The sequence below is a fragment of the Ramlibacter sp. bp-362 genome (assembly GCF_054956735.1).
This window is the reverse complement of sequence record NZ_JBUDXE010000009.1, coordinates 148300-170640: the sequence shown is the minus strand read 5'-3', so window position 1 is coordinate 170640 and position 22341 is coordinate 148300. Positions and strand designations below refer to the sequence as shown.

The 22341-nt window shown below is 71.4% G+C and carries 22 protein-coding genes; 10 read left to right on the top strand and 12 right to left on the bottom strand.

What is annotated here, in order from left to right:
- Positions 1-153: 153 nt before the first annotated feature.
- From ACY0MJ_RS14945 to ACY0MJ_RS14930, 4 genes are all read right to left on the bottom strand, one after another.
- Complete coding sequence (locus tag ACY0MJ_RS14945) at positions 154-354, bottom strand: hypothetical protein (protein WP_462639272.1); 201 nt, start codon at positions 352-354, stop codon at positions 154-156.
- A 69-nt stretch (positions 355-423) separates the two neighbouring features.
- Positions 424-2310, bottom strand: a complete 1887-nt coding sequence (locus ACY0MJ_RS14940) for a CHASE domain-containing protein (RefSeq protein WP_462639271.1) — start codon at positions 2308-2310, stop codon at positions 424-426.
- 98 nt (positions 2311-2408) lie between these two features.
- Positions 2409-3737 (bottom strand): isocitrate lyase, encoded by a 1329-nt coding sequence (gene aceA / locus ACY0MJ_RS14935; RefSeq protein WP_462639270.1) that lies wholly within the window; start codon positions 3735-3737, stop codon positions 2409-2411.
- A gap of 234 nt (positions 3738-3971) precedes the next feature.
- Positions 3972-4373: a gamma-glutamylcyclotransferase family protein gene (locus ACY0MJ_RS14930; RefSeq protein WP_462639269.1), complete on the bottom strand. Its 402-nt coding sequence runs from the start codon at positions 4371-4373 to the stop codon at positions 3972-3974.
- Between the two features lie 31 nt (positions 4374-4404).
- On the opposite strand from ACY0MJ_RS14930, the gene ACY0MJ_RS14925 reads away from it, so the two are divergent.
- Positions 4405-5319 carry a DMT family transporter gene (locus ACY0MJ_RS14925; protein ID WP_462639268.1) on the top strand — a complete coding sequence of 305 codons (915 nt, stop codon included), beginning with the start codon at positions 4405-4407 and terminating at the stop codon, positions 5317-5319.
- Between the two features lie 28 nt (positions 5320-5347).
- Here ACY0MJ_RS14925 and ACY0MJ_RS14920 read toward each other — a convergent pair whose 3' ends face one another.
- On the bottom strand, positions 5348-5842 hold the full coding sequence (locus ACY0MJ_RS14920) for an Lrp/AsnC family transcriptional regulator (protein WP_462639267.1): 495 nt from the start codon (positions 5840-5842) through the stop codon (positions 5348-5350).
- Between the two features lie 89 nt (positions 5843-5931).
- Between ACY0MJ_RS14920 and yedA the strand changes: the two genes are divergently transcribed.
- Together yedA and ACY0MJ_RS14910 are read left to right on the top strand one after the other, a co-directional pair.
- Positions 5932-6846: a drug/metabolite exporter YedA gene (gene yedA, locus ACY0MJ_RS14915; RefSeq protein ID WP_462639266.1), complete on the top strand. Its 915-nt coding sequence runs from the start codon at positions 5932-5934 to the stop codon at positions 6844-6846.
- A gap of 132 nt (positions 6847-6978) precedes the next feature.
- Positions 6979-7425, top strand: a complete 447-nt coding sequence (locus tag ACY0MJ_RS14910) for an SWIB/MDM2 domain-containing protein (protein ID WP_462639265.1) — start codon at positions 6979-6981, stop codon at positions 7423-7425.
- Between the two features lie 182 nt (positions 7426-7607).
- Here the strand turns inward: ACY0MJ_RS14910 and ACY0MJ_RS14905 are convergent, their stop codons facing one another.
- Positions 7608-9317 (bottom strand): thiamine pyrophosphate-binding protein, encoded by a 1710-nt coding sequence (locus ACY0MJ_RS14905; protein WP_462639264.1) that lies wholly within the window; start codon positions 9315-9317, stop codon positions 7608-7610.
- A 42-nt stretch (positions 9318-9359) separates the two neighbouring features.
- Here ACY0MJ_RS14905 and ACY0MJ_RS14900 point away from each other — a divergent pair, with 42 nt between their 5' ends.
- The 4 genes from ACY0MJ_RS14900 to ACY0MJ_RS14885 all read left to right on the top strand — a co-directional run bounded on the left by ACY0MJ_RS14900 (position 9360) and on the right by ACY0MJ_RS14885 (position 13325).
- Positions 9360-10010, top strand: coding sequence for a TetR/AcrR family transcriptional regulator (locus tag ACY0MJ_RS14900; protein WP_462639263.1), 651 nt, complete (start codon positions 9360-9362; stop codon positions 10008-10010).
- Positions 10011-10084: 74 nt separating this feature from the next.
- Positions 10085-11248: a Gfo/Idh/MocA family protein gene (locus ACY0MJ_RS14895; RefSeq protein ID WP_462639262.1), complete on the top strand. Its 1164-nt coding sequence runs from the start codon at positions 10085-10087 to the stop codon at positions 11246-11248.
- An 11-nt stretch (positions 11249-11259) separates the two neighbouring features.
- The gene (locus ACY0MJ_RS14890; protein ID WP_462639261.1) at positions 11260-12444 is read left to right on the top strand and encodes a dihydrodipicolinate synthase family protein; all 1185 of its coding nucleotides are present in this window, start codon (positions 11260-11262) and stop codon (positions 12442-12444) included.
- Between the two features lie 2 nt (positions 12445-12446).
- Positions 12447-13325 (top strand): sugar phosphate isomerase/epimerase family protein, encoded by an 879-nt coding sequence (locus ACY0MJ_RS14885; protein WP_462639260.1) that lies wholly within the window; start codon positions 12447-12449, stop codon positions 13323-13325.
- Between the two features lie 132 nt (positions 13326-13457).
- Here ACY0MJ_RS14885 and ACY0MJ_RS14880 read toward each other — a convergent pair whose 3' ends face one another.
- Positions 13458-13985 carry a bactofilin family protein gene (locus ACY0MJ_RS14880; RefSeq protein ID WP_462639259.1) on the bottom strand — a complete coding sequence of 176 codons (528 nt, stop codon included), beginning with the start codon at positions 13983-13985 and terminating at the stop codon, positions 13458-13460.
- A gap of 177 nt (positions 13986-14162) precedes the next feature.
- Between ACY0MJ_RS14880 and ACY0MJ_RS14875 the strand changes: the two genes are divergently transcribed.
- Entirely contained in the window at positions 14163-14864 is a 702-nt protein-coding gene (locus ACY0MJ_RS14875) for a hypothetical protein (RefSeq protein WP_462639258.1), read from the top strand.
- A 6-nt stretch (positions 14865-14870) separates the two neighbouring features.
- Here ACY0MJ_RS14875 and ACY0MJ_RS14870 read toward each other — a convergent pair whose 3' ends face one another.
- The 3 genes from ACY0MJ_RS14870 to ACY0MJ_RS14860 are packed head-to-tail and all read right to left on the bottom strand — an operon-like array spanning position 14871 to position 18484.
- Positions 14871-15563, bottom strand: coding sequence for a general secretion pathway protein GspB (locus tag ACY0MJ_RS14870; RefSeq protein ID WP_462639257.1), 693 nt, complete (start codon positions 15561-15563; stop codon positions 14871-14873).
- Positions 15564-15574: 11 nt separating this feature from the next.
- Positions 15575-17206 carry an ExeA family protein gene (locus tag ACY0MJ_RS14865; protein WP_462639256.1) on the bottom strand — a complete coding sequence of 544 codons (1632 nt, stop codon included), beginning with the start codon at positions 17204-17206 and terminating at the stop codon, positions 15575-15577.
- Positions 17207-17254: 48 nt separating this feature from the next.
- Positions 17255-18484 (bottom strand): MFS transporter, encoded by a 1230-nt coding sequence (locus tag ACY0MJ_RS14860; RefSeq protein ID WP_462639255.1) that lies wholly within the window; start codon positions 18482-18484, stop codon positions 17255-17257.
- A gap of 72 nt (positions 18485-18556) precedes the next feature.
- On the opposite strand from ACY0MJ_RS14860, the gene ACY0MJ_RS14855 reads away from it, so the two are divergent.
- Both ACY0MJ_RS14855 and ACY0MJ_RS14850 read left to right on the top strand, forming a co-directional pair.
- Positions 18557-19381: an AraC family transcriptional regulator gene (locus tag ACY0MJ_RS14855; protein WP_462639254.1), complete on the top strand. Its 825-nt coding sequence runs from the start codon at positions 18557-18559 to the stop codon at positions 19379-19381.
- 14 nt (positions 19382-19395) lie between these two features.
- Positions 19396-19866 (top strand): NUDIX domain-containing protein, encoded by a 471-nt coding sequence (locus tag ACY0MJ_RS14850; RefSeq protein ID WP_462639253.1) that lies wholly within the window; start codon positions 19396-19398, stop codon positions 19864-19866.
- Here ACY0MJ_RS14850 and ACY0MJ_RS14845 read toward each other — a convergent pair.
- Together ACY0MJ_RS14845 and ACY0MJ_RS14840 are read right to left on the bottom strand one after the other, a co-directional pair.
- Positions 19858-21804, bottom strand: coding sequence for a S9 family peptidase (locus tag ACY0MJ_RS14845; RefSeq protein WP_462639252.1), 1947 nt, complete (start codon positions 21802-21804; stop codon positions 19858-19860). The genes ACY0MJ_RS14850 and ACY0MJ_RS14845 overlap by 9 nt on opposite strands.
- 17 nt (positions 21805-21821) lie before the next feature.
- Complete coding sequence (locus ACY0MJ_RS14840; protein ID WP_462639251.1) at positions 21822-22250, bottom strand: hypothetical protein; 429 nt, start codon at positions 22248-22250, stop codon at positions 21822-21824.
- Positions 22251-22341 lie beyond the last annotated feature (91 nt).

Here is a 22341-nt window from a genome sequence, read left to right as displayed (position 1 = left end):
GAAAAAAGCGCGGCGGCAGCCGCGCTTCGTCCGAATCCAGGCAATGTGGCGCGCGACTACCCGGCCGCTAGCGGGCCGTGGATCCTTCCGGGGTAGTTCGCGGTGTCATAACCATGATGCCTTTCTCGCCCTTGTTGGTTCTTCGCAGCGATTCTAACCCGCCGGCACCACGCCTGCGCCGGCGCAGCGGGGGCATTCCGTGATCACGGTCTGCTTTTCCACCTCGAATTTCTCGTTGATGTTCTCGCTGTCGATGCGCAGCTGCCCGCTGCCGTCGCAATCGGGGCAGGGCCGGCCGCCGCTCAGGTCGCGCACGTTGAAGACCCCGGTCCTCTCCTCGGTCGAAGCGCCCATGCATGCCTCCTGGAATAGGGATGCCCCACTGTAGCGAGGATGGGCCGCCAACCCAACAGGCCCGACCCCTCACGGAGCTCCGGCCACGGCGTGCTCGCCCTCGGGCCGCGGGGCCTCGCCCGCCGCCGGCGGCTGCGGCCCGCGTGGCAGCACCACCACGAATTCAGCGCCCTGCCCCGGCCCGTCGCTGTGCGCCTCGATGTGGCCGCCATGCAGCTCGGCCAGCCGCGCCGCCAGGCTCAGCCCGATCCCCAACCCGCCGCCGGCGAGCGAGCGCTCGGCCTGCACGAACATCTCGAAGACCTGGCGCAGCTTCTCGGGGGCGATGCCGATCCCGTTGTCGCGGATCGCGACGCGCACTTCCTGCGCCTCGGCCTGCACCTGGATCGCGATCTCGCCGCCGGGCGGCGTGTAGTTGGCCGCGTTGTTCAGGAGGTTGGTGAAGACCTGCGCCACCCGCGCCGGGTCGATGTCCAGCACCAGCGCCGGATCGACTTCGGGGACGCTCAGGCGGTGGCCGCGCGCCTCGATCAGCGGGCGGCTGGTCTCCACGGCCGCAGCGATCACCTCGGCCAGCGGCGTGGGCTGGCGCTGCAGCGCGATCTTGCCGCGCGAGATGCGCGAGACGTCCAGCAGGTCGTCGATCAGCCGCACCATCACGCTCACCTGGCGCTGCGCGACCTCGCGCGCTCGCTCGGCCTTCGCCCCGTCCGGCACGCGGCGCAGCACTTCGAGCGAGTTGCGCAGCGGCGCCAGCGGATTGCGCAGTTCGTGCGCCAGCACCGCCAGGAATTCGTCCTTGCGCCGGGCCCCCTCGCGCAACTCGCCGTAGAGCTGCTGCAGGCGCTCGGCGCGCTCCCGCGCGCGTTCCTCGCTCACCTGCAGCGCTTCCTCGTTGCGCCGGCGCTCGGCCGCCGCGGTCTCGGCGGCCCGCCGGGCGCGCGCCTGCACCAGCGTGATCCAGGCGAGCAGCAGGCTCGCCGCGAGCGACATCACGGCCAGCCAGGGCAGCAGGCGCCGCTGCGACAGCGCCTCGAAGGCCGGGCGGCTGCTGAATTGCAGCAGCCAGGTGCGGCCGCCGACCTCCAGCTTGCGTTCGAGCCGGAAGGCGGGCTCCGGCCCCGCCGCATCGCGCGTGGACCTCAGCAGCGCGCTCGGCTCCGCGCGCTCCCCGTCGTACAGCGCGTAGTCCACCTGCTGGAAGCCGCTGCCGCGCACCCCCACCAGCAGGTCGCCCACGCGCAGCGGCGCATAGACGAAGCCGCGCAGCGCCTCGCGCCGGCCCTCCACGGTGGCCGGGACGGTGGATCCCCGGTAGACCGGCAGGTAGATCAGGAAGCCGGCCTGCTTGCGCTCGTCGATCTCCTGCACCAGGATCACCTTGCCCGAGGCGGCCGGCGCGCCGCTGTCGCGCGCGCGGGCCATCGCCTCGCGCCGCACCGGGTCCGTGAACATGTCGTAGCCGATCGCCGCCTGGTTGCGCTGGTCCAGCGGCTCCAGGTACACGATCGCGTGGTACTCGTCGCGCGGGTTCGGCGGCCAGACGTGGAAGCCGGGCAGGCCCTGGGCCCGCAGCGCGCTTTCGGTGCGCTCCAGGCTGTCGGGCGCGATGCGCTCGCTGTAGCCCATGCCCAGGATGCCCGGATAGCGCTCGCGCAGGCGCAGCTGCTCGATGTAGGCGTGGAACTCGTCGCGGGTGACCTCCTGGCTGCCGGCGAAGAGGCCCGCGACGCCGCGCAGCAGCGTGATGGTCGTGTCGGCACGCTCGCGCACCGAGTCCGTGGTGCGCGCGGCCTCGCCCTCGAATGCGGCGCGGTCGCGCTCCTGCACCGAGCGCGTGACCGACACGAGCAGCATGGCCGTGACCAGCAGGGCCAGGCCGAACACCAGCAGGGGTGCCAGCCAGGGGGAGCGGGTCGGGGGCGGCGCGGCGGGAGGATCGGTCGCGGAGGGCATGCGGCGGGGCGGGCAGGGCCGTCGATCCTAACGCGGCCGGCCGAAAAAAAGGCCCGGCGCGGACGAGCCGCACCGGGCGCGCAACGCGGCCGTGACGCTCAGGCCGCGACGCGCTGTTCCTCGAAGAACTGCTCGTCCTCGGTCGATCCCTTCAGCGCGGCGGTGGAGGCGTTCGCCTCGATGGTGGTGGTCACCGCGTCGAAGTAGCCGGTGCCGACCTCGCGCTGGTGCTTCACGGCCGTGAAGCCCTTGTCGGCGGCGGCGAACTCCTTCTGCTGCAGCTCCACGAAGGCGCTCATGTTGCGGCGCGCGTAGCCGTGGGCCAGCTCGAACATCGAGTAGTTCAGGCTGTGGAAGCCGGCCAGCGTGATGAACTGGAACTTGTAGCCCATGGCGCCCAGCTCGTCCTGGAAGCGCGCGATGGTCGCGTCGTCCAGGTTCTTCTTCCAGTTGAACGAGGGCGAGCAGTTGTAGGCCAGCAGCTTGCCCGGGAACTTCGCGTGGATCGCGTCGGCGAAGTCGCGCGCGAACTGGAGGTCGGGCGTGCCGGTCTCGCACCAGATCAGGTCGGCGTATTCGGCATAGGCCAGGCCGCGGCTCACCGCCTGGTCGAAGCCCTTCTTCGTGCGGTAGAAGCCCTCCACCGTGCGCTCGCCGGTCAGGAAGGGCTGGTCGTTGGCGTCCACGTCGCTGGTGACCAGGTCGGCCGCCTCGGCGTCGGTGCGGGCGAGCAGGATGGTGGGCACGCCCATGACGTCGGCGGCCAGCCGCGCCGCGACCAGCTTGGCGACGGCCTCGCGCGTGGGCACCAGCACCTTGCCGCCCATGTGGCCGCACTTCTTGACCGAGGCGAGCTGGTCCTCGAAGTGCACGCCCGCGGCGCCCGCCTCGATCATCGCCTTCATCAGCTCGAAGGCGTTCAGCACGCCGCCGAAGCCGGCTTCCGCGTCGGCCACGATCGGGGCGAAGTAGTCGATCCAGCCCTCCTCGCCCGCCTCCCGGCCCTCGCTCCACTGGATCTGGTCGGCACGGGCGAAGGTGTTGTTGATCTTCTTCACCACCTTGGGCACCGAATCCACGGCATAGAGCGACTGGTCCGGGTACATCTCGCCGCCGCTGTTGGCGTCGCCCGCGACCTGCCAGCCGGAGAGGTAGATGGCCTTCAGGCCGGCCTTCACCTGCTGCATGGCCTGGTTGCCGGTGAGCGCGCCGAGCGTGTTGACGAAGGGCTCGGTGTGGATCAGGTTCCACAGCTTCTCGGCGCCGCGGCGCGCCAGGGTGTGCTCGATCGCGAGCGAGCCGCGCAGGCGCACGACGTCCGCGGCGGAGTAGCCGCGCTTGATGCCGCGCCAGCGCGGGTTCTCCGCCCAGTCGCGTTCGAGCTGGGCGATCTGCTGCTGCCGCGTGAGGTGGGTCCAGTTGCTCATGTTCACTCCATGGTTGATGTCGAACCGGGGGCGCCAGGGTCGCGACGCCATGGGTGAAACTCTAAGTCTTGTACAAGACCGCGTGGGGCTCTTGTGTCTTATACAAGACTATTTATTTTTTTCAATCTTATCAACGACTTGCCGTCTTCTTTCCGCAATACGGGATCCGTTTTCTTGTATTGAGAAATTTTGCGGCGCCGCACCATCGCCGATTCCCGCGATGCGAAACGCATTTCACGTGGTGTGAAAGAGGATCCAGTCGCCGTGCGCGATCGGTTCGCGGCCGCGCACGCGCGCCGGGTTGATCTCGTAGACGAGGCAGGGCACGGGCCGGCCCTCCACGGCCACCTGCACCTCGCGCTTCAGGTACTCGCTGTCCTCGCCCGGCACGATCTGCTCGATGGCATCGAGCAGCGCCTCCAGCGGCGGCGTGATGCGGTAGACCTCCCCGACCACCGTGACGGCGCGCTCGCCGCCCAGCGTGAGGCCGGGATACCAGTCGAAGTGGTACAGGACGCCCTGCACCTCCCCCATGCCCACGTACTCCGGCGGCGGCGCGAGCCGGTTGATGTCGTTGCGGCCGCCGCGGCGCAGGGTGCCGTAGACGAAGACGTGGCGCGAGGGGGCTTCAGGCATGATGCGGCGGTTTGTGCGCCCGCCATTGTCGATGAGCTTCGTCCCCAGCCGACCGCTTGCCTACGCCTGCCTGGCGCTCAGCATGTCGCTGGTGGGCAGCTACGTCGCCCTGTCCAAGCCGCTGGTGGCCGCCATCCCCGTCTTCCTGCTCGCCTGGCTGCGCTTCGGCATCGGCGGCCTGGCGATGCTGCACTGGCTGCGCAAGCCGCCGGGCGAGCCGCCGCTGGAACCGCGCACGCACCGGCTGCTGTTCCTCGAATCCTTCCTCGGCAACTTCCTGTTCTCCGTCTGCATGCTGTTCGGCGTGAGCCTCACGAGCGCCGTCTCCGCGGGCGTGATCATGGCGGCGATCCCGGCCACCGTGGCGCTCCTGAGCTGGGCCTTCCTGCGCGAACGCATCACGGGCCGCACATGGACGGCCATCGCGTGCGCCGCCGGCGGCATCGCCCTGCTCGCACTGGCCCAGCCGGCGCAGGGCTCGGCCGGCGCGGGCCGCCACGCCTGGCTCGGCAACCTGCTCGTGCTGGCGGCCGTCGCCTGCGAGGCGTCCTATGCGGTGATCGGCAAGGCGCTCACCGGCGTGCTGGGGCCCAAGCGCATCACGGCGCTGATCAACCTGTGGGGCTTCGCCCTGGTGACCCCCTTCGGCGTCTGGCAGGCCCTGCACTTCGACTTCGGCGCGGTGGGCGCCGGCGCCTGGCTGCTGCTGGTGTTCTACGCGCTGGCGGCGAGCGTCTGGACGGTATGGCTGTGGATGACCGGGCTCAAGGTGGTGCCCGCTGCCCAGGCCGGCGTGTTCACGGCGATGCTGCCGGTTTCGGCGGCGCTGGTGGGCGTGCTCGCGCTGGGCGAGCAGATGGGGCTGCTGCAGGCGCTCGCGTTCGCCTCGGCGCTGGCGGGGATCCTGCTGGCGACGCTGCCTGGATCCCGGCCTGCGCCGGGATGAGCGGCCGGGGAGGATCGCTTCGCGCTCCTCAGCGGCCGGTCACCTTCTTGATCGCGGGCTTGATGTTCTCGCGCTTCGCCGGCAGAACGGCCGCGTTTTCCCGCGGCATGTTCAGCACGATGGAGGTGGACGTCTCCGCCAGCAGGCAGAACTTCGTCACGACGGCGTCCAGGTGCTCCACGTCGATCACGGCGATCTCCAGGATCCAGCTGTCCTCGCCCGTCACGTTGAAGGCGTTCACCACCTCCGGCGTCTGCTCGATCAGCTTGATCATGCGGGCGTACTCCGCCCGTCCCACCCGCACCAGCGCGCGGATGCCGTAGCCGAGCCGCTGGTAGTCCACCACGGCACGATAGCCCTTCACGAAGCCGGCCATCTCCAGCTTGCGCACCCGCTCGGTCACGGCGGGCTGCGACAGGTGCACCTGCCGGCCGAGCTCCGCCATGCTGATGCGGGCATCCCGCTGCAGTTCGGCGAGGATGCGGGTGTCGTAGGCGTCGAGTTCAGGAACTTCGGTGGACACGGTAGTCAACTTTCAAAATCAAGGTGGAAGCGGCCGATGTCCTTGGATCATGCATGGATGCCCGGCGGAGCACAACCTAGCATCCCGGGATGACCACCGCCGCCCTGCCCGCCCGCGCCGCCGCGCCGGCCCTGCTCCTGCCCGCCCTGCTCGCCTGCTACCTGGTCTGGGGCTCCACCTACCTGGCGATCCGGCTGGCGCTGGCCAGCTTCCCGCCCTTCTTCCAGATGGGCACGCGCTTCCTCACCGCGGGCGGGCTGCTCATGGCCTGGGTGCTCTGGCGTGCCCGCCGCGGCGGCGGCCGGCTGCCCACCGCGCGGGAATGGCGCAACGCGCTCGTGATCGGCACGCTGATGCTCGGGGCGGGCATGGGCCTCATGGCCAGCGCGGAGCAGACGATCGGCTCCGGACTCGTGGCGACCTTCATCGCCGTGGTGCCCATGCTCGTTTGCGGCTGGGGCCTGCTGTTCGGGCAGCGGCCGCACCGGCTGGAACTGGCCGGCATGGCCGTGGGCGTCGCCGGCGTCCTGATGCTGGTGCGCGGCGCGAGCTTCGGCGCCTCGCCCACCGGCCTGGCCTGCATCGCCGGCGCGACGCTGGCCTGGTCGCTCGGCTCCGTGCTCTCGACGACGCGCCTGCCGCTGGCCCCCGGCGCGGCCGGTTTCGCGAGCGAAATGTTGTGCGGCGGCGCGGTGTTGATGGCGCTTTCTCTCGTGCTGGGTGAGCAGTTCGCGTGGCCGCCGCAGCCGCTCGCGCTCGCGGCCTGGGCCTACCTCGTGGTGTTCGGCTCGCTCGTGGCCTTCAGCGCGTACCTGTACCTGCTGGCGCACGCGAGCCCGGCGATCGCCACGAGCTACGCCTTCGTGAACCCGGTGATCGCGCTCGCGCTGGGCGTGCTCGTCGCGGGAGAGGCGCTCTCGGGAGGCGAGTGGGCCGCCTGCGGCGTGATCCTCGCGGGCGTCCTGCTGATCTTCAGAGGGAAATCGGCTTCCGCGCGCGGATGAAAAAGCAACATCTCCCAGCGAGAAACCGCGTTTTTCGCTTTCACGCGTGCTTTTTCTCCTTTAGCATCCGCAGTGCCAGTGAGAGGGCAGTTTTCCACTGGTGGTTCATCAACTTCTAGAAGGAAATCCGACATGGCAACTGCGAAGAAAGCGGCGAAGAAGGCGCCGGCGAAGAAGGCTCCCGCCAAGAAGGCGGCGGCCAAGAAGGCCCCCGCGAAGAAGGCGGCGGCGAAGAAGGCCCCGGCCAAGAAGGCGGCCCCGGCCAAGAAGGCAACTGCGAAGAAGGCCCCCGCGAAGAAGGCCGCTGCGAAAAAGGCTCCCGCCAAGAAGCGCACCCCGAACGCGGCGTTCATGAAGCCGCTGACCCCGGACCAGTCGCTGGCCGCCGTCGTGGGCTCGGCTCCCCTGCCGCGCACCGAGATCGTCAGCAAGCTGTGGGCCTACATCAAGAAGAACAAGCTCCAGGACCAGCAGAACAAGCGCATGGTCAACGCCGACGACAAGCTCCGCGCGCTGTTCGGCAAGGGCCAGGTGTCGATGTTCGAGATGGCCGGCCTGATCGGCAAGCACGTCAAGTAAGGCGCTCGCCCTCCATGGAAACGCCGGCTGCAGCCGGCGTTTATCTTTGGGGGCGGGCGGTGGGGTTCGCTGCGCTCACCTTCCGCGGCTTCGCCGCGCCACCCTACGAGGCGCGGGATCGTAGGGTGGCGGCGGCCGCAGGCCGCCGGGAGGTGAGCGCAGCGAACCCCACCGCGTCCTGATCACCCCTGCTTCTTCAGCGCCGCCGCGCGGATCGCGCTGAGCGTCCCGCGCGTGGTGATCACTTCCGGATCGAGCATCACCTCGATCACCGTCCCCACCTTGCGCTCCAGCGCCGCCCGCAGGGCCGGCTCGAACTCCGCGGTGGCCGTGACGCGCGTGCCCTCGTAGCCGTAGGCCTTGGCCAGCGCGACGAAATCGGGATTGGCGAGCGCCGTGCCCGCGCCTTCCACCCGCGCCGGGTATTCGCGCTCCTGGTGCATGCGGATCGTCCCGTACATGCCGTTGTTCAGCAGCACGATGATCGAACGGGCGCCGAACTGGCTGGCCGTCGCCAGTTCCTGCCCCGTCATCAGGAAGTCGCCGTCGCCGGCCATGGTGAGCACGACGCGGCCGGACACGATGTTCGCGGCGATGCCGGCCGGCACGCCGTAGCCCATCGCGCCGGAGGTCGGCGCCAGCTGCGTCTTGTGGCCCTTCACGAGGCCGTGGTGGCGGAAGAAGCGGTGCGTCCAGGAAGCGAAGTTGCCGGCGCCATTGGTGACCAGCGCGTCGGCCGGCAGGTGCTTCTGCAGCGTCGCCACGATCGCCGGCATGTCGATCGGCCCGGGCAGCGGTTGCGGCACGAGGTTGGCTTCGTAGTCGGCGTGCGCCGCCTCGGCCCAGGCCGCCCAGGGCACCTCGGTCGGCGCCTCGAGCGCCTCCAGCGAGCGGGCCGCGGCGTTCATCGTCGCGTTGATCGCCAGGTCGGCGTGGTACACGCGGTTCAGCTCCTCGGCGCTCGCGTGGATGTGCACCAGCTTCTGCTTCGCCTTGGGCGGCTTCAGCACCGTGTAGCCGCTGGTGGTCATCTCGCCCAGGCGGGGGCCGATGGCGATCACCAGGTCGCTCTCCTGGATGCGCGCCGCCAGCTTGGGGTTGATGCCGATGCCGACGTCGCCCGCGTACAGCGGGTGGTGATTGTCGAAGGTGTCCTGGAAGCGGAAGGCGTTGCCCACGGGCAGCTTCCACTGCTCCGCGAAGCGCTGCAGCGCCTGGGCGGACTGCGGCGTCCAGCCGCCGCCGCCGGCGATCACGAAGGGCTTGCGCGCGGCCAGCAGCAGCTCGCGCAGGCTGCGCAGCGCGCCCGGGTCGGCCCAGGTCTCCACCGCCTCCACGCGCGGCAGCGGCCGCGCCGCCGTGCTCTTCACCAGCATGTCCTCGGGCAGCACCAGCACCACGGGGCCCGGGCGGCCGTTCATGGCCGTCGCGAAGGCACGCGCGACGTATTCGGGAATGCGGTCGGGATCGTCGATGCGCTCCACGCGCTTGGCCATGCCCTTGGTGCTGGGACCGAAGAAGCTGCCGTACTCCAGCTCCTGGAAGGCCTCGCGGTCGCGCTGGTCGCTGGCGACGTCGCCGACGAACAGCACCAGCGGCGTGGAATCCTGGAAGGCCGTGTGCACGCCGATCGAGGCATTGGTGGCGCCCGGGCCGCGCGTCACGAAGCACACCCCTGGGCGGCCCCCGCCCATCTTGCCCGCGGCCTCGGCCATGAAGGCGGCGCCGCCCTCCTGCCGGTTCACGACGAAGCGGATCTGCTCGCGGTACTTGTGGAAGCCATCGAGCACGGCGAGGTAGCTCTCGCCGGGAACGCCGAACGCATGGCGCACGCCCTGCGCGACGAGGCATTCGACGATCAGGTGGCCGGCCAGCTGGGTGTCTGCGGTCATGGTGCTTGACTCGATTAACTGTTTGGTGAATTATCGGCGGCCATGGCACGAGACCCCAGCCCTGCCGGAGAAGAACGACTGCGCGATGCCGATCGCTCGCAGAGCACCATCTTAGCGGCGGCCCGCGACGAATTCGCGGAGCACGGCCTGGGGGGCGCCCGCGTGGACCGCATCGCCGAACGCGCGGGCCTCAACAAGCGGCTGATCTACTACTACTTCGAGGACAAGGACAAGCTGTTCCAGGCGGTGCTGGAGCAGACCTACCGCGACATCCGCCAGCGCGAGCTGGAGCTGCACCTGCAGGAACTGGAGCCGGCCACCGCGGTGCGCCGCCTGGTCGAATTCACCTGGGACTACTACCTCGAGCACCCCGAGTTCCTGACGCTCCTGAACAGCGCCAACCTGCACCGCGCGCGCCACCTCACGGATTCGAGGCGGGCGCGCGAACTGAACTCGCCGCTGATCGAGACGCTGGCGGCGGTGCTGGAGCGCGGCCGCCGCGAGGGCGTGTTCCGCGGCGGCGTCGACCCGGTGCAGCTGTACGTGTCGATCGCCGGCATGGCGTACTTCTACCTCTCCAACAGCCACACGCTGTCGGCGATCTTCGGCCGCGACCTGCTCGCGCCGCGGGCCCGGGCCGAGCGCCTGTCGCACATGACGGACGTGATCCTGGGCTACCTCTCGGCCCACTAGCGTCCCGCTTGCGCCAGGCCCATGGCTGGCCCATAATTCACCGGATAGTTAATTAACCGCAGCAAGGCACATTCATGGCGACCCAGAGACTCGGAATCATCATGCACGGCGTCACCGGACGCATGGGCATGAACCAGCACCTGATCCGCTCGATCGTGGCGATCCGCAACCAGGGCGGCGTGACGCTCTCCAACGGCGACAAGGTGATGCCGGACCCGATCCTGATCGGCCGCAACGCCGAGAAGATCGAGGCGCTGGCGCGCTCCCAGAAGATCGAGCGCTGGGGCACCGACCTGGACAAGGCGCTGGCCAACAAGGACGACACCGTCTTCTTCGACGCCGGCACGACGCAGATGCGCCCCGCCCTGCTGGCCAAGGCCCTGCGCGCCGGCAAGCACGTCTACTGCGAGAAGCCGATCGCCACCACGCTGGCCGAGGCCATGGACATCGCGCAGGTCGCGCAGAAGTCCGGCCTGAAGCACGGCGCCGTGCAGGACAAGCTGTTCCTGCCCGGCCTGCGCAAGCTGGACATGCTGCGCCGCGCCGGCTTCTTCGGCCGCATGCTGTCGCTGCGCCTGGAATTCGGCTACTGGGTGTTCGAGGGCGACCTGCAGCCGATCCAGCGCCCCAGCTGGAACTACCGGGCCGAGGACGGCGGCGGGATGATCCTGGACATGATGTGCCACTGGCGCTACGTGCTGGACAACCTGTTCGGCCAGGTGAAGTCCATCTCCTGCCTGGGCGCCACGCACATCCCGCAGCGCTGGGACGAACAGGGCCGGCCCTACCAGGCCACGGCGGACGACGCCGCCTATGCCATCGCCGAACTCGTGGGCCACAACGGCGAGCCGGTGGTCGCGCAGCTGAACATGTCCTGGGCCACGCGCGTGCGCCGGGACGACCTCGTGACCTTCCACGTGGACGGCACGCACGGCTCCGCCGTGGCCGGCCTGCAGGAATGCCGCGCGCAGAGCCGCGTGACCACGCCCCGCCCGGTGTGGAACCCCGACGTGAAGCAGACGATGAACTTCTTCGACCAGTGGCAGGAAGTGCCCGACTCGGAGTTCTACGACAACGGATTCAAGATCCAGTGGGAGCACTTCATCCGCCACGTGGTGGAAGACGCGCCCTACAAGTGGACGCTGCCGGAAGGCGCCAAGGGCGTGCAGCTGGTGGAAGCGGCCCTGCAAAGCTGGAAGGAACGCCGCTTCGTCGACGTGCCGCCGCTGGCCTTCTGAGGAGCACCGCCATGGCCCTGACGCTCAAGCTGCCCACGCGCGCCGGCGCGATCGAGACCTATGCGCTGCGCGGCGCCACGCCCGCGCGGCCCGACGCCGGCGTGAAGTTCAACCGCATCGCCTACTCCGCCGCGCACGTCGTGGCGGACCCGCTGGCCGCCATCGACCCCTGGCTGCAATGCGCCGTCGACTGGGACGCGACCATCGCCTACCGCCGGCGCCTCTGGTCTCTGGGCCTGGGCGTCGCCGAGGCCATGGACACGGCCCAGCGCGGCATGGGCCTGGACTGGCCCACCTCGCTGGAGCTGGTGCGCCGCTCGCTCGACGCGGCGCGCGACGTGCCGGGCGCGCTGGTCGCGTCCGGCTGCGGCACCGACCACCTCGCGCCCGAGGACGCGAAGAGCGTCGACGACGTGATCCGCGCCTACGAGGAGCAGATGGCCGCCATCGAGAAGCTCGGTGGCAAGCTGATCGTGATGGCCAGCCGCGCGCTGGCCCGCGTGGCGAAGTCGCCGGCGGACTACGAGAAGGTCTACGGCCGCATCCTGTCGCAGGCGAAGCAGCCGGTGATCCTGCACTGGCTGGGCGACATGTTCGACCCCGCCCTGGCGGGCTACTGGGGCGCGAAGGACGTCGATGCCGCGATGGACACGGCGCTGGGCATCATCGCCGCGCACGCGTCCAAGGTCGACGGCATCAAGATCTCGCTGCTGGACAAGGACAAGGAGATCGCCATGCGCCGCCGCCTGCCTGCGGGCGTGCGCATGTACACGGGCGACGACTTCAACTACGCCGAGCTGATCGCCGGCGACGGTCACGGCAGCGCGCCCGAGCACGGCAAGAGCGACGCCCTGCTGGGGATCTTCGACGCGATCGCGCCGGCCGCGAGCGCGGCCCTCGGCGCGCTGGCGCAGGGCAACCTGGAGCGCTTCCACGCGATCCTGGGGCCGACCGTGCCGCTGTCGCGCCACATCTTCGCGGCGCCGACGCGCTTCTACAAGACGGGCGTGGTGTTCATGGCCTGGTTGAACGGCCACCAGTCGCACTTCGCCATGGTGGGCGGCCAGCAGAGCACGCGCAGCCTGCCGCACCTCGCGGAGCTGTTCCGCCTGGCCGACGCGGCCGACCTGCTGGAGCAGCCGGAGCTGGCGGTGCGCCGCATGAAGACGCTGCTGGCGCTGCACGGGGTCGAGTGAACATGCGCGACTTCTCCGGGGACCACCGCTGGCTGTCGATCAACACGGCCACCATCCGCAAGAGCCGCGGCGCCGACCTGCCGCTGCCGGACATCATCGAGGCCTGCGTGCGCAAGGGCATCCGCGCGATCTCGCCCTGGCGCGACCAGGTGCAGGCCGCCGGCCTGGCCAAGGTGTCGCAGCTGGTGCGCGCGCACGGGCTGGAGCTCTCCGGCTACTGCCGCGGCGGCATGTTCCCCGCGGCCGATGCCGCGGGCCTGCAGGCCGCGCGCGACGACAACCGCCGCGCCGTCGACGAGGCGGCGGAACTGCGCGCCCCCTGCCTGGTGCTCGTGGTGGGCGGCCTGCCCGGCGCGCTGCAGGGAAAGGCGGCGCACAAGGACATCGCGCTGGCGCGCACGCAGGTGCGCGACGGCATCGCCGAACTGCTGGAGTACGCGAAGAAGGCCGGCATGCCGCTCGCGATCGAGCCGCTGCACCCGATGTACGCGGCCGACCGCGCGTGCGTGAACACGATGGAGCACGCGCTCGACCTCTGCGACGAACTCGACCCCGGCCGCACGGGCGCGCTGGGCGTCGCCGTGGACGTGTACCATCTGTGGTGGGACCCGAAGCTGCAGCAGCAGATCGCGCGCGCGGGCAAGGAACGCCTGCTCGCATTCCACGTCTGCGACTGGCTCACCCCGACCACCGACCTGCTCAACGACCGGGGCATGATGGGCGACGGCGTCATCGACATCCCGCGCATCCGCGGCTGGGTCGAGGCGCAGGGCTTCGCCGGCTACAGCGAAGTGGAGATCTTCTCCACCGGCAACTGGTACCGCCGGCCGCACGACGAGGTGCTGGACACCTGCATCGCGCGGCACAAGGCCGCGGTGTGAAGACGAATACCCGACGCAAAGGTCGCAAAGGTTCCGCAAAAGTCGCGAAAGAATCCTTGAACAGGTCTTCCGAATCTTTTGCGACCTTTGCGCAGTTTTTGCGACCTTTGCGTCCGGCTGTCCGACCCCCTCTTACTGCAGCGGAACTGCGGGCCGCTGTTGCGCGGCGCGCGGCGCGGGCGTGGCGCCGGATTCGATCTCGCCGGACAGCTGCCCGCCCTCCTCGATCACGACCTTGCCGTAGCGGACCTTGCCCGTCACCTTGCCGGTCGAATAGATCACCAGCTTCTGGCGGGCGTTCAGGTTGCCGTCGAAGAGGCCGCGGATCTCCGCGACGTCGATCTCGGCGGAGCCCTTGAAGGCGCCGCGCTCGGAGATCTGGATCACGCGCGAATCCATCGTCGCCTCGACCGAGCCTTCCACGACCAGCGTGTCGCAGTCGGTGATCTCCACGCCCTTCAGCTTGATGTTGGGGCCGACGGTCAGCTTGCTCTCGCCTTCCTTCGCCGGCGTGCCGGCGGCGGGCGCGGGTTGCGTGACGGGCGCGGCGGCCGCGGGCTGCGCGTGCCCCGCGGCGGCGGCGGCATTCGGGCTCAGGCCCGGGCGCGGGTAGGCGTCCTCGCGCTTGTTGTTGTTGAAGAAGGGGGATTGCAGGGCCATGGGGTACTTCCTCTGAGGTGGATGGGAGCGATGAGCTGACGATGCTACGCAGCGAAGCCCTTACAAGTTCATCGTGTCCCGCAAGATGGGTAACGAATGGCGTTGCAGCGCGCCGACGCTTTCCTTGCGCGCGGGCACGCGAGGCTTCACGATGTGCGCAAGGACGGAGGAGGAGCGATGAAGCACTGGTTGCGTGCGGCGTGCGCCGCGGCGCTGCTGGCCGCCACGGCCGGCACGATGGCCGCCGACACGGGCGAGCACTTCGAGCTGAGCGCGTCGAACCTGCTGGTGGTGCTGCGCGAAAGCCCCGGCGCCAACAAGCAGGACGAGGGGCTCACGCCCTTCGGCAAGATCTCCGCGCGCGCGGCCGACGGCCGCGAGTTCGAGTTCGAGGCGAGCTGGTTCCAGTACCTGGGCGACATGCACCTGCGCCTGGTGTTCGACGGCGAGCGGCGCGTGCAGAGCGCCCTGCCCGAGGACCTCGCGCGGCTGCGCCTGTCGCCCGAGGAGGCGCTGCAGCGCGCCGTCGACAACCTGCGGCGCCGCTACGGCGCCCCGGTCGCCGAGCCCTGGAGCGGCGGCCTGATGCAGGTGCACGGCAACGCGCCCGAGCTCGATAGCAGCTACTTCCTCGATCGCCGCTTCTGGCTGGAGCAGCTGCGCCAGTCCCCCGCCGGCATCGTGGCGGCGGTGCCGGACCGCGGCGGACTCGTGTTCGCGCGCGCCGACGACGAATCGGCCATCGCCACGCTGCGCTTCAGCGCCGCGGCCCTCTACGCGGGCAGCGACGACACGCGCATCTCCTCGGGCCTGTACCTGTTCAAGGACGGTCGCTGGTCGGTGTTCCAGCCGCCGCAGAAGGTCTCGTCACTGCAGTAGGCACGCTCAAAACCCCACGCTGTACCGCAGCCCCTTGAACCGCATCACCGCGCTGCGGCTGCGGATCTGTTCCAGCACCACGCCCGGCGCCAGCTCCGCGCCTTCGCTCACCACCTTCCCGCCGACGATCAGCAGGCGCTGGCCGGGATCCTCGGACCACACGCCGCCGGTGATCGCGAGCTTGGGCAGCTCGCCCTTCACGGCTGCCGGCAGTTCGGCGACGGAGAGGATGCGCGGCGGCGGCGCGACCGGCGCAGCCGGAGCCTGCACCGGCGCGGCCTCCGCCTGGGCCGGTGCCGCCGCGGAGGCCGGCGCAGCGGCCGGCGGCGGTGCCTTCAGCACCGCGGCCGGCGCGCTGCGCGCGGCGACGCGTTCCACTTCCGCCGCCGGCAAGGGCGGCGGCGCGGGCGGCAGCAAGGCGGCCGCGGGAACGGGCACGGCGGCTTCGGCCGCCGTGGCAACGGGAACCGCCACCGCGGGCTGCACGGGGACGGTCACCGGCTGCGCGGCCTGCTGCCACAGCACCCAGCCGCCGGCGAGCAGCAGGACGGCCGCGGCGCCCGCCGGCCAGGCCCAGCGCGGGGACCCCGGTGCGGAGCCGGCGGGCACGCCCGCCGCGGGCTGGGCATGGATGCCGCGGGCCGGGTCGCGCTCGCGCTGCGCGTCGGCGCGGCGCAGGGCATCGAGGATGTACGACATGGGCTCGCTTCTTAAGGTTCGGTGCGCAGGCGCGGTTCTTCCACGCCGGTCACACGATTGAGTTGCATGTAGGTGAGCGGGCCCGGCCGGCCGTCGGCCGGCAGGCCCTGCGCCACCTGGAAGGCGCGCACTTCGGCGCGCAGGCGCGCATCCAGCTTCGGCGCGCGCGGCGGCTGCGCGCCCTTCACGCTGGCGAGCTGCGCGGCGATCCATTCGATGGCCGGGCCGTCCGCACCGTCGCGCGGCCGGTCGGCATAGCCCTCGGGCGCGCGCCACAGGGTGGCGAACTCGCCCTGCCAGCGCTGCGCCAGCGCCGCGAGCGTCACCGTCTGCTCGGTGCCGGCGGCGCGCAGCGTCGCGCTCTGGTCGGTCAGCGCGGTGAGGATCGCGTACGAAGGCTGGCCCGTGTGCGTGTCGAGCACGACGATGCCGGGGCGGGCGAGCTGGCGGATCAGCGCCAGGCTCAGGTTCTTGCGGAAGCAAAGCACCTGCGCGCGCGCGAGTTCCTCGCAGGGCTCGCCCTGCGGCGGCGGCAGCTTCCAGGCCTGGGCCAGTTCGCGCCAGGCCGCGTCCTCGTCGCGCAGCAGCGTGGGCCGAGCGGCGGGCGCTGCAGCGGCGGGCTTCGGCGCGGCCAGCGCCACCGGGACGGCGGCCGGCGCCGGCGCGCCAGGAGGCGCCAGGCGCGGCGTGACGGTGAGCGACACGGGGCGCGCCCCGCCGGGCTCCGTCACGTGCGTCACGGCGGCCAGCAGGCCGGCCCCCGCGACCAGGCCGATGCCGCCCGCCAGCACCGCGCGCGACCAGCCGGCGTGCGGCCGCTCGCGCCGGGGAAAGACCTCGGCGACCGCGCGATCGACGATCCCGCGGGTCACCTGTCCCAGGCCTTCGGCATAGGCGCCCAGCAGCGCCCGGTCGCACAGCAGGTTGATGCGCCGCGGCACGCCGCCGCTGGCGGCATGCACGCGCTTGAGCGCCCCGCGGTCGAAGGGCAGCGGCCCCTGCAGCCCGCAGAGTTCCAGCCGGTGGCGGACGTACTGCGCGCTCTCCGCCGGGCCCAGCGCCTGCAGGTGGTAGCGCGCGATCACGCGCTGCGCCAGCTGCTCCAGGTCCGGCCGCGCGAGCATCTGGCGCAGCTCGGGCTGACCGATCAGGATGATCTGCAGCAGCTTGCGCTCGTGCGTCTCCAGGTTGGTCAGCAGCCGCAGCTGCTCCAGCACCTCGGCCGACAGGTTCTGCGCCTCGTCGATCACCAGCACCGCATTGCGCCCGGCCGCGTGCGACTGCAGCAGGAAGGCGTTGAGCGGGTCGAGGTAGTCCTTGACCGTGGCGGCGCGGTGCGCAGGCAGGACCACGGCCACGCCGAACTCGTGGCAGACCGTCTCCAGCAGCTCCAGGACGGTCAGCTTGGGATTGAAGATGTAGGCCAGGTGGCAGTGCGGCGGCACCTGGTCCAGGAAGGAGCGGCACACGGTGGTCTTGCCGGTGCCGATCTCACCCGTCAGCAGCACGAAGCCGCCGCCGCCCTGGATGCCGTACAGCAGGTGGGCCAGGGCTTCGCGGTGCTGCGCGCTCATGAACAGCAGGCGCGGGTCCGGCGCGATCGAGAACGGCTCCTGCTTCAGCCCGAAATACGCGGCATACATGGCGCCTAGGATAGCGCGCCCAGGGGCCCTTTCCCCCGGGATCTGCCCTCAGGCGGGCGCGAGCACCGTGCGGCGGACCCGCCGCACGTTGAAGGCGCTGGCGATCAGGAGCAGCTGTGCCAGCACCAGGCCCAGCCACACGCCCTGGAAGTTGTGGCGGTCCATCAGGGCGCCGAACAGCAGCGGCGCGGCGGCCTGGCCGATGTCCAGTCCCGAGTAGACGACGCCGTAGACGCGGCCCGTGGCGTTCTCGGGCGTCGAGCGCTTGACCAGCATGTCGCGCGAGGGCGCGGCCATGCCGGCGGCGAACCCCATCACGCCGAACAGCACCGGCACCGCCATCCCCGGCACCGGCGCGAAGCCGATGGACAGGGCGACGGCCGCGGCCACGGCGAAGCCGATGCCGAACACGCGCTCGCAGCGCGCCGGGTCCGAGGCGAGGAAGCCGCCGGCGACGGTGCCGCCGGCGCTGCACACCATGTACACCGTGAGGCAGGCCGCGGCCACGCCCACCGGCACCTGGTGCAGCTGGCGCGCCGCTTCCGGCGCGAAGGCCTGCACCACGCTCAGGACGACGGCGTAGACGAAGAAGAAGGCGAAGCACATCCAGACCGCCGGGATGCGCAGGAAGCCGAAGGTCTCTTCCTGCGCGGCGGCCGCCGCGGCGGGACGCGGCGCCTCGGGCAGCGCGAGCGTGGCCCGCTTGAACCACAGGATCGCGAGCACCAGCAGCGCGACGCCGCCCGCGGCCGCGAGCGCGATGCGCCAGTGGAAGGCGATCGCCAGCGGCACGACCAGCGCCGGCGCCGCCGCCCACCCCAGGCTGCCGGTGAGGCCGTGCACGCTGTAGGCGTGGCCCAGGCGCGGTGCGCTCACCTTGCGGTTCAGGAGCGTGTAGTCGACCGGGTGGAACACGCCGTTGCCGAGGCCGGCCACGATGGTGAAGAAGGCGACGGCCCAGTAGTTCGGGCTGATCGCGTAGCCGAAGGCCGCCGTGGCCACCAACGCCAGCCCGCCGAACAGCACCGGGCGCGGTCCGAAGCGGTCCACGAGGAAGCCCGAGGTCGTCTGCACCGCGCAGGACACCACGAAGAAGATGGTCATGAGCGCGCCCAGCTCGGTGTAGCTGGCGTGCAGGGCGTCCTTCAGCCAGGGGAACAGCGGCGGCAGCAGCAGCTGGCAGAAGTGACTCACCAGGTGGGCGATGCCCACCAGCCCGATCACCCCGGCATCGTGCTTGAGGGGAACGGCGGGCTTCGCGGCGGCGGTGGCAGTCATGGACGCGATCGTATGCCGGCGGCCGGCTTTCCGGAATGCGATGGAAGGACAGGAATCGGCGAAAATCCGCCAATGCCGCGCCGCCGCCGTTCCGTGGTCGCCAACATGGATGCCAGCCAGTTCCAGCCCAGCCGGGGCCGGCCGGTGCGCGTGCGCTCGCGCAACATGCCGGCCGACGCGCATTTCGAGCCGCACCGCCATGCGTGGGCGCAGGTCGCCTACTGCGCGAGCGGCATCCTGCAGGTGTCCGCCGCGGACGCGGGCAGCGCCAGCGGCGAGGTCACCTACATCGTGCCGCCCTCGCGCGCCGTGTGGATCGCGCCCGACGCCCTGCATTCCGTGCACGTGCTGGAGGCGGCGCACTTCCGCACGCTCTACATCGACGCCTCCGCGGCGCCCGCCGGCTGGAGCGGCTGCCGCGTGCTGGTGGTTTCGCCGCTGCTGCGCGAGCTGGTGCCGGCGCTGGAAGCGCCGGACCTCGCGCCGGCGCGCGAGGCGCTGCTCACGGCACTGCTGCTCGACGAGCTGCGCGGCGCCGACACCCAGGCGCTGGGCGTGCCCCTGCCGCCCGCGCACAGCGGCGACAAGCGCCTGCGGGCGCTGTGCGAGGCGGTGCTGCGCGCGCCGGCGGAGCGCGCCACGCTGGCGCAGTGGGCGGCGGACGTGGGCGCGAGCGAGCGGACCATGGCGCGCCTGTTCCGCGAGCAGCTCGGCACCAGCTACCAGCAGTGGCGGCAGCAGGCGGTGCTGGCGCACGCGCTGCCGCTGCTCGCGCGCGGCCTGCCGGTGGCGCAGGTCGCCTTCGCCAGCGGCTACGCGAGCGAGAGTGCGTTCACCGCCATGTTCAAGGCCGCGATGGGCCAGCCGCCCAGCCGCTTCCAGGGCCGCCTGGCCTGAGGCCGCAGCACGCCATGCCCCTGATCCGAAGCGCCGGCCTCCTGATGTTCCGCCGCACGCCGCGCGGCACGGAGGTGCTGCTGGCGCATCCGGGCGGCCCTTTCTGGGTGCGCCGCGACGACCTGGCCTGGACCCTGCCCAAGGGCGAGATCGGCCCGGACGAGGATCCGCTCGCCGCCGCGCGCCGCGAGTTCCTGGAGGAGACCGGCTTCGCCAGCACGCCGCCCTTCCTGCCGCTGGGCGAGCTGCGCCAGAAGAGCGGCAAGCGCATCGCCGCCTGGGCGTTCGAGGGCGACGCCGATCCCGAGCGCCTGGTGAGCAACCTGTTTGAACTCGAGTGGCCGCCGCGCTCGGGCCGGATGCGGTCCTTCCCGGAGGTGGACCGGGTGCACTGGTTCGGGCTGGAGGCGGCGCGGCGCAAGCTGATCGCCGGCCAGGCGCCCTTCATCGACACGCTCGAGGAGTTGCTCGCCGCCTCATCCTGAGGCGCCGCCCACGTGGCGCTCCAGCCAGGCGATGATCCGCCGGGCCGCGTCCTCCCGCACCGCCGGCGCGCCTTCGCCGAGGAAGTGGTGGTTCTCGCCGGGATACAGCACCAGCTCCGCCGGCGTGGTGCCGGCGCGCATCAGCGTGACGAACAGCTCCTCCGACTGCGAGCGCGGGCAGCGCTCGTCGTCCGCGCCCTGCAGGAACAGCGTGGGCGTGGTGGCGCGGTGCACGTGCGCGAGCGGCGACAGCGCGTGCGCGCGCTCGCGGTCGAATGTCTCGCCACCGAGGTAGAAGGGGTCGGCGTAGTAGCCGCCGTCGGATGTTCCGTAGTGCGCCTCGATGTTGCCCACCGGCGCCATCACCACGGCGGCGCGGAACAGGTCGCAGTGGCCGATGGCCCAGGCCGCGAGGTAGCCGCCGTAGGACTTGCCGGCGATCGCGAGCCGCTCGTCGCACACGCCCTCCTCGCGCATCTGCGCGAGCGCCGCCAGGTGCTGCGGCAGGTCGTACTCGCCCCAGTGGCCGGCGAGCCGGTCGCAGAACTCGCGCCCGTAGCTGGCCGAACCCACGGGATCGAGCGCCAGCACGGCCCAGCCGCGCGCGCACAGCACCTGCCAGTACACGTTGGTGTCGAAGTCCAGCAGCGCGTAGCTGGCGGGACCGCCGTGCGCGTCGTCCAGCAGCGGCAGCGGCCCGCTGCGGCCCTCGGCCCGCAGCAGCCAGCCTTCGATGCGCTCGCGGCCGCCGCGGCCATCGGGCACGTCGAAGCCGCGGCGCTCGGCGCGGATCGCCTCGCGCTCGCGCCACCAGGGATTGAAGTCGCTCAGCGGGCGCACGGCGGCGCCGGCCTCCCAGGCGTGCACCTCGCTCGCCTGCGCCGGGTGGTCCACGCTGAAGCAGAGGGTTCCGCGGGCGGCGGCGAAGGATCCGATCTGGCCTTCGCAGGCGAACAGCACCTCGGCATCGGCACCGGTGAGCGGGACGCGGACGATTGCGTGGCGGCCGCGCCGCTGCGCGACCAGCAGCAGGCTGCGCCCGTCCGCGTCCCACGCGAGCGATTCCGGATCGGCGACCTCCAGCTCGTCGCCGCCGAGGCGGCGCACGGCGCCGCTCGCGAACTCCAGCAGGTAGACGCCGGTCAGCGCATCGCCCTCGGCGCCGGTGGCGCAGAACGCGAGCGCCTGGCCACCGGGCGCCCAGAGCGGGTGCGCCACGGTGGCGAAGTCGCGCGTGCACTGGCGCGGCTCGCTGCCGTCCGCGGCGCACAGCCACAGGTCGGTGCGATGCGCGAAACGGCCGATGCGCGTGCGCGTGCTCGCGATCCGGCCGTCGGGAGCCACGTCGAACGCGAGGACGTCGAAAGGTCCGTCGGTCAGCTGGCGATGCGCGCCCGTGCGCGCATCGAGCTGGAACAGGTGGATCTCGCGGCCCAGCAGGTAGCCGACGCCGTCGGCCTTGTACGGCAGCTTCCACGCGAGCAGGGGCTGCGCCCTGGACTGCGGCGGTTCGCGGCCATCCGCACGCTCGCCGCGCCAATCAGGGTCGACCGTCACCGCGGCCGACACGACCAGGGCCGCGCCGTCGGACCGCCAGCGCAGCTCCGACGCCGCGCCCGGCAGTTCGCCGAGTTGCTGCGCTTCGCCGCCGTCGGCGTCGAGCAGGTGCACCTGCGACGAGCCGCCGCGGTCGGAAAGGAAGGCCAGCCGGCGTCCGTCGGGCGACCAGCGCGGCGACTGGTCCAGGCCTGGGCCTTGCGTCAGCTGCCGCGCCGCGCCGCCGTCGAGCGGCAGGCGCCAGAGGCGCGACTGGTAGTCGTCCTGCTCGCGGTCGACCGAGCGCAGCGCGCAGGCGAGCGAGCGGCCGTCCGGCGCCGCCGCGAGTTCCATGACCCTGCGGTGCAGGAACAGGTCCTCGACGGCGAACGGCTGGGGCATGCGCCGCGGCTTCCCCGTCAGGCCGCGGCCCAGGCGGGTTCGGCGCGGGGAGCGGATCGCGTGGCCAGGAAGCCGGCCTCCACCAGCTCCTCGTCCTCTTCCGGCTCGGGCCGGGCTTGCGCCTGCGCGGCGTGGTCCCAGGCGGCACGGATGGCCTGCATCGCGTCCTCCAGGCTCAGCCGGGAGTCGCCGCGGATGCGCAGCCAGTTGGCGCAGAGGGATTTCTCGGCCTCCTCGAAGCGGCCGCCGTACTGGGCGTAGCCGATGTAGCCCACGCAGTAGGCGGGCGCGTAGTCGTCGTAGTCGAGACCGCTGCGCCGGTAGGGCTCGGTCCACCAGACGCTCTGCCACCAGGCGTCCTCCCGCTCGGGATCCACGCGACCATCGATGCGGACTTCCGGGTCGTCCGCCTGTTCTTGCCAGTCGTCCTGTGCCAGGGCGCTCATGCCTATCTCTCCGTTCTGTTCTTGCCTGGGATCGATGATCGCGAGCCGGCCAGCCCGGCCGCGTAGGACGCGCGCGCCGCGCCGCTGTCGG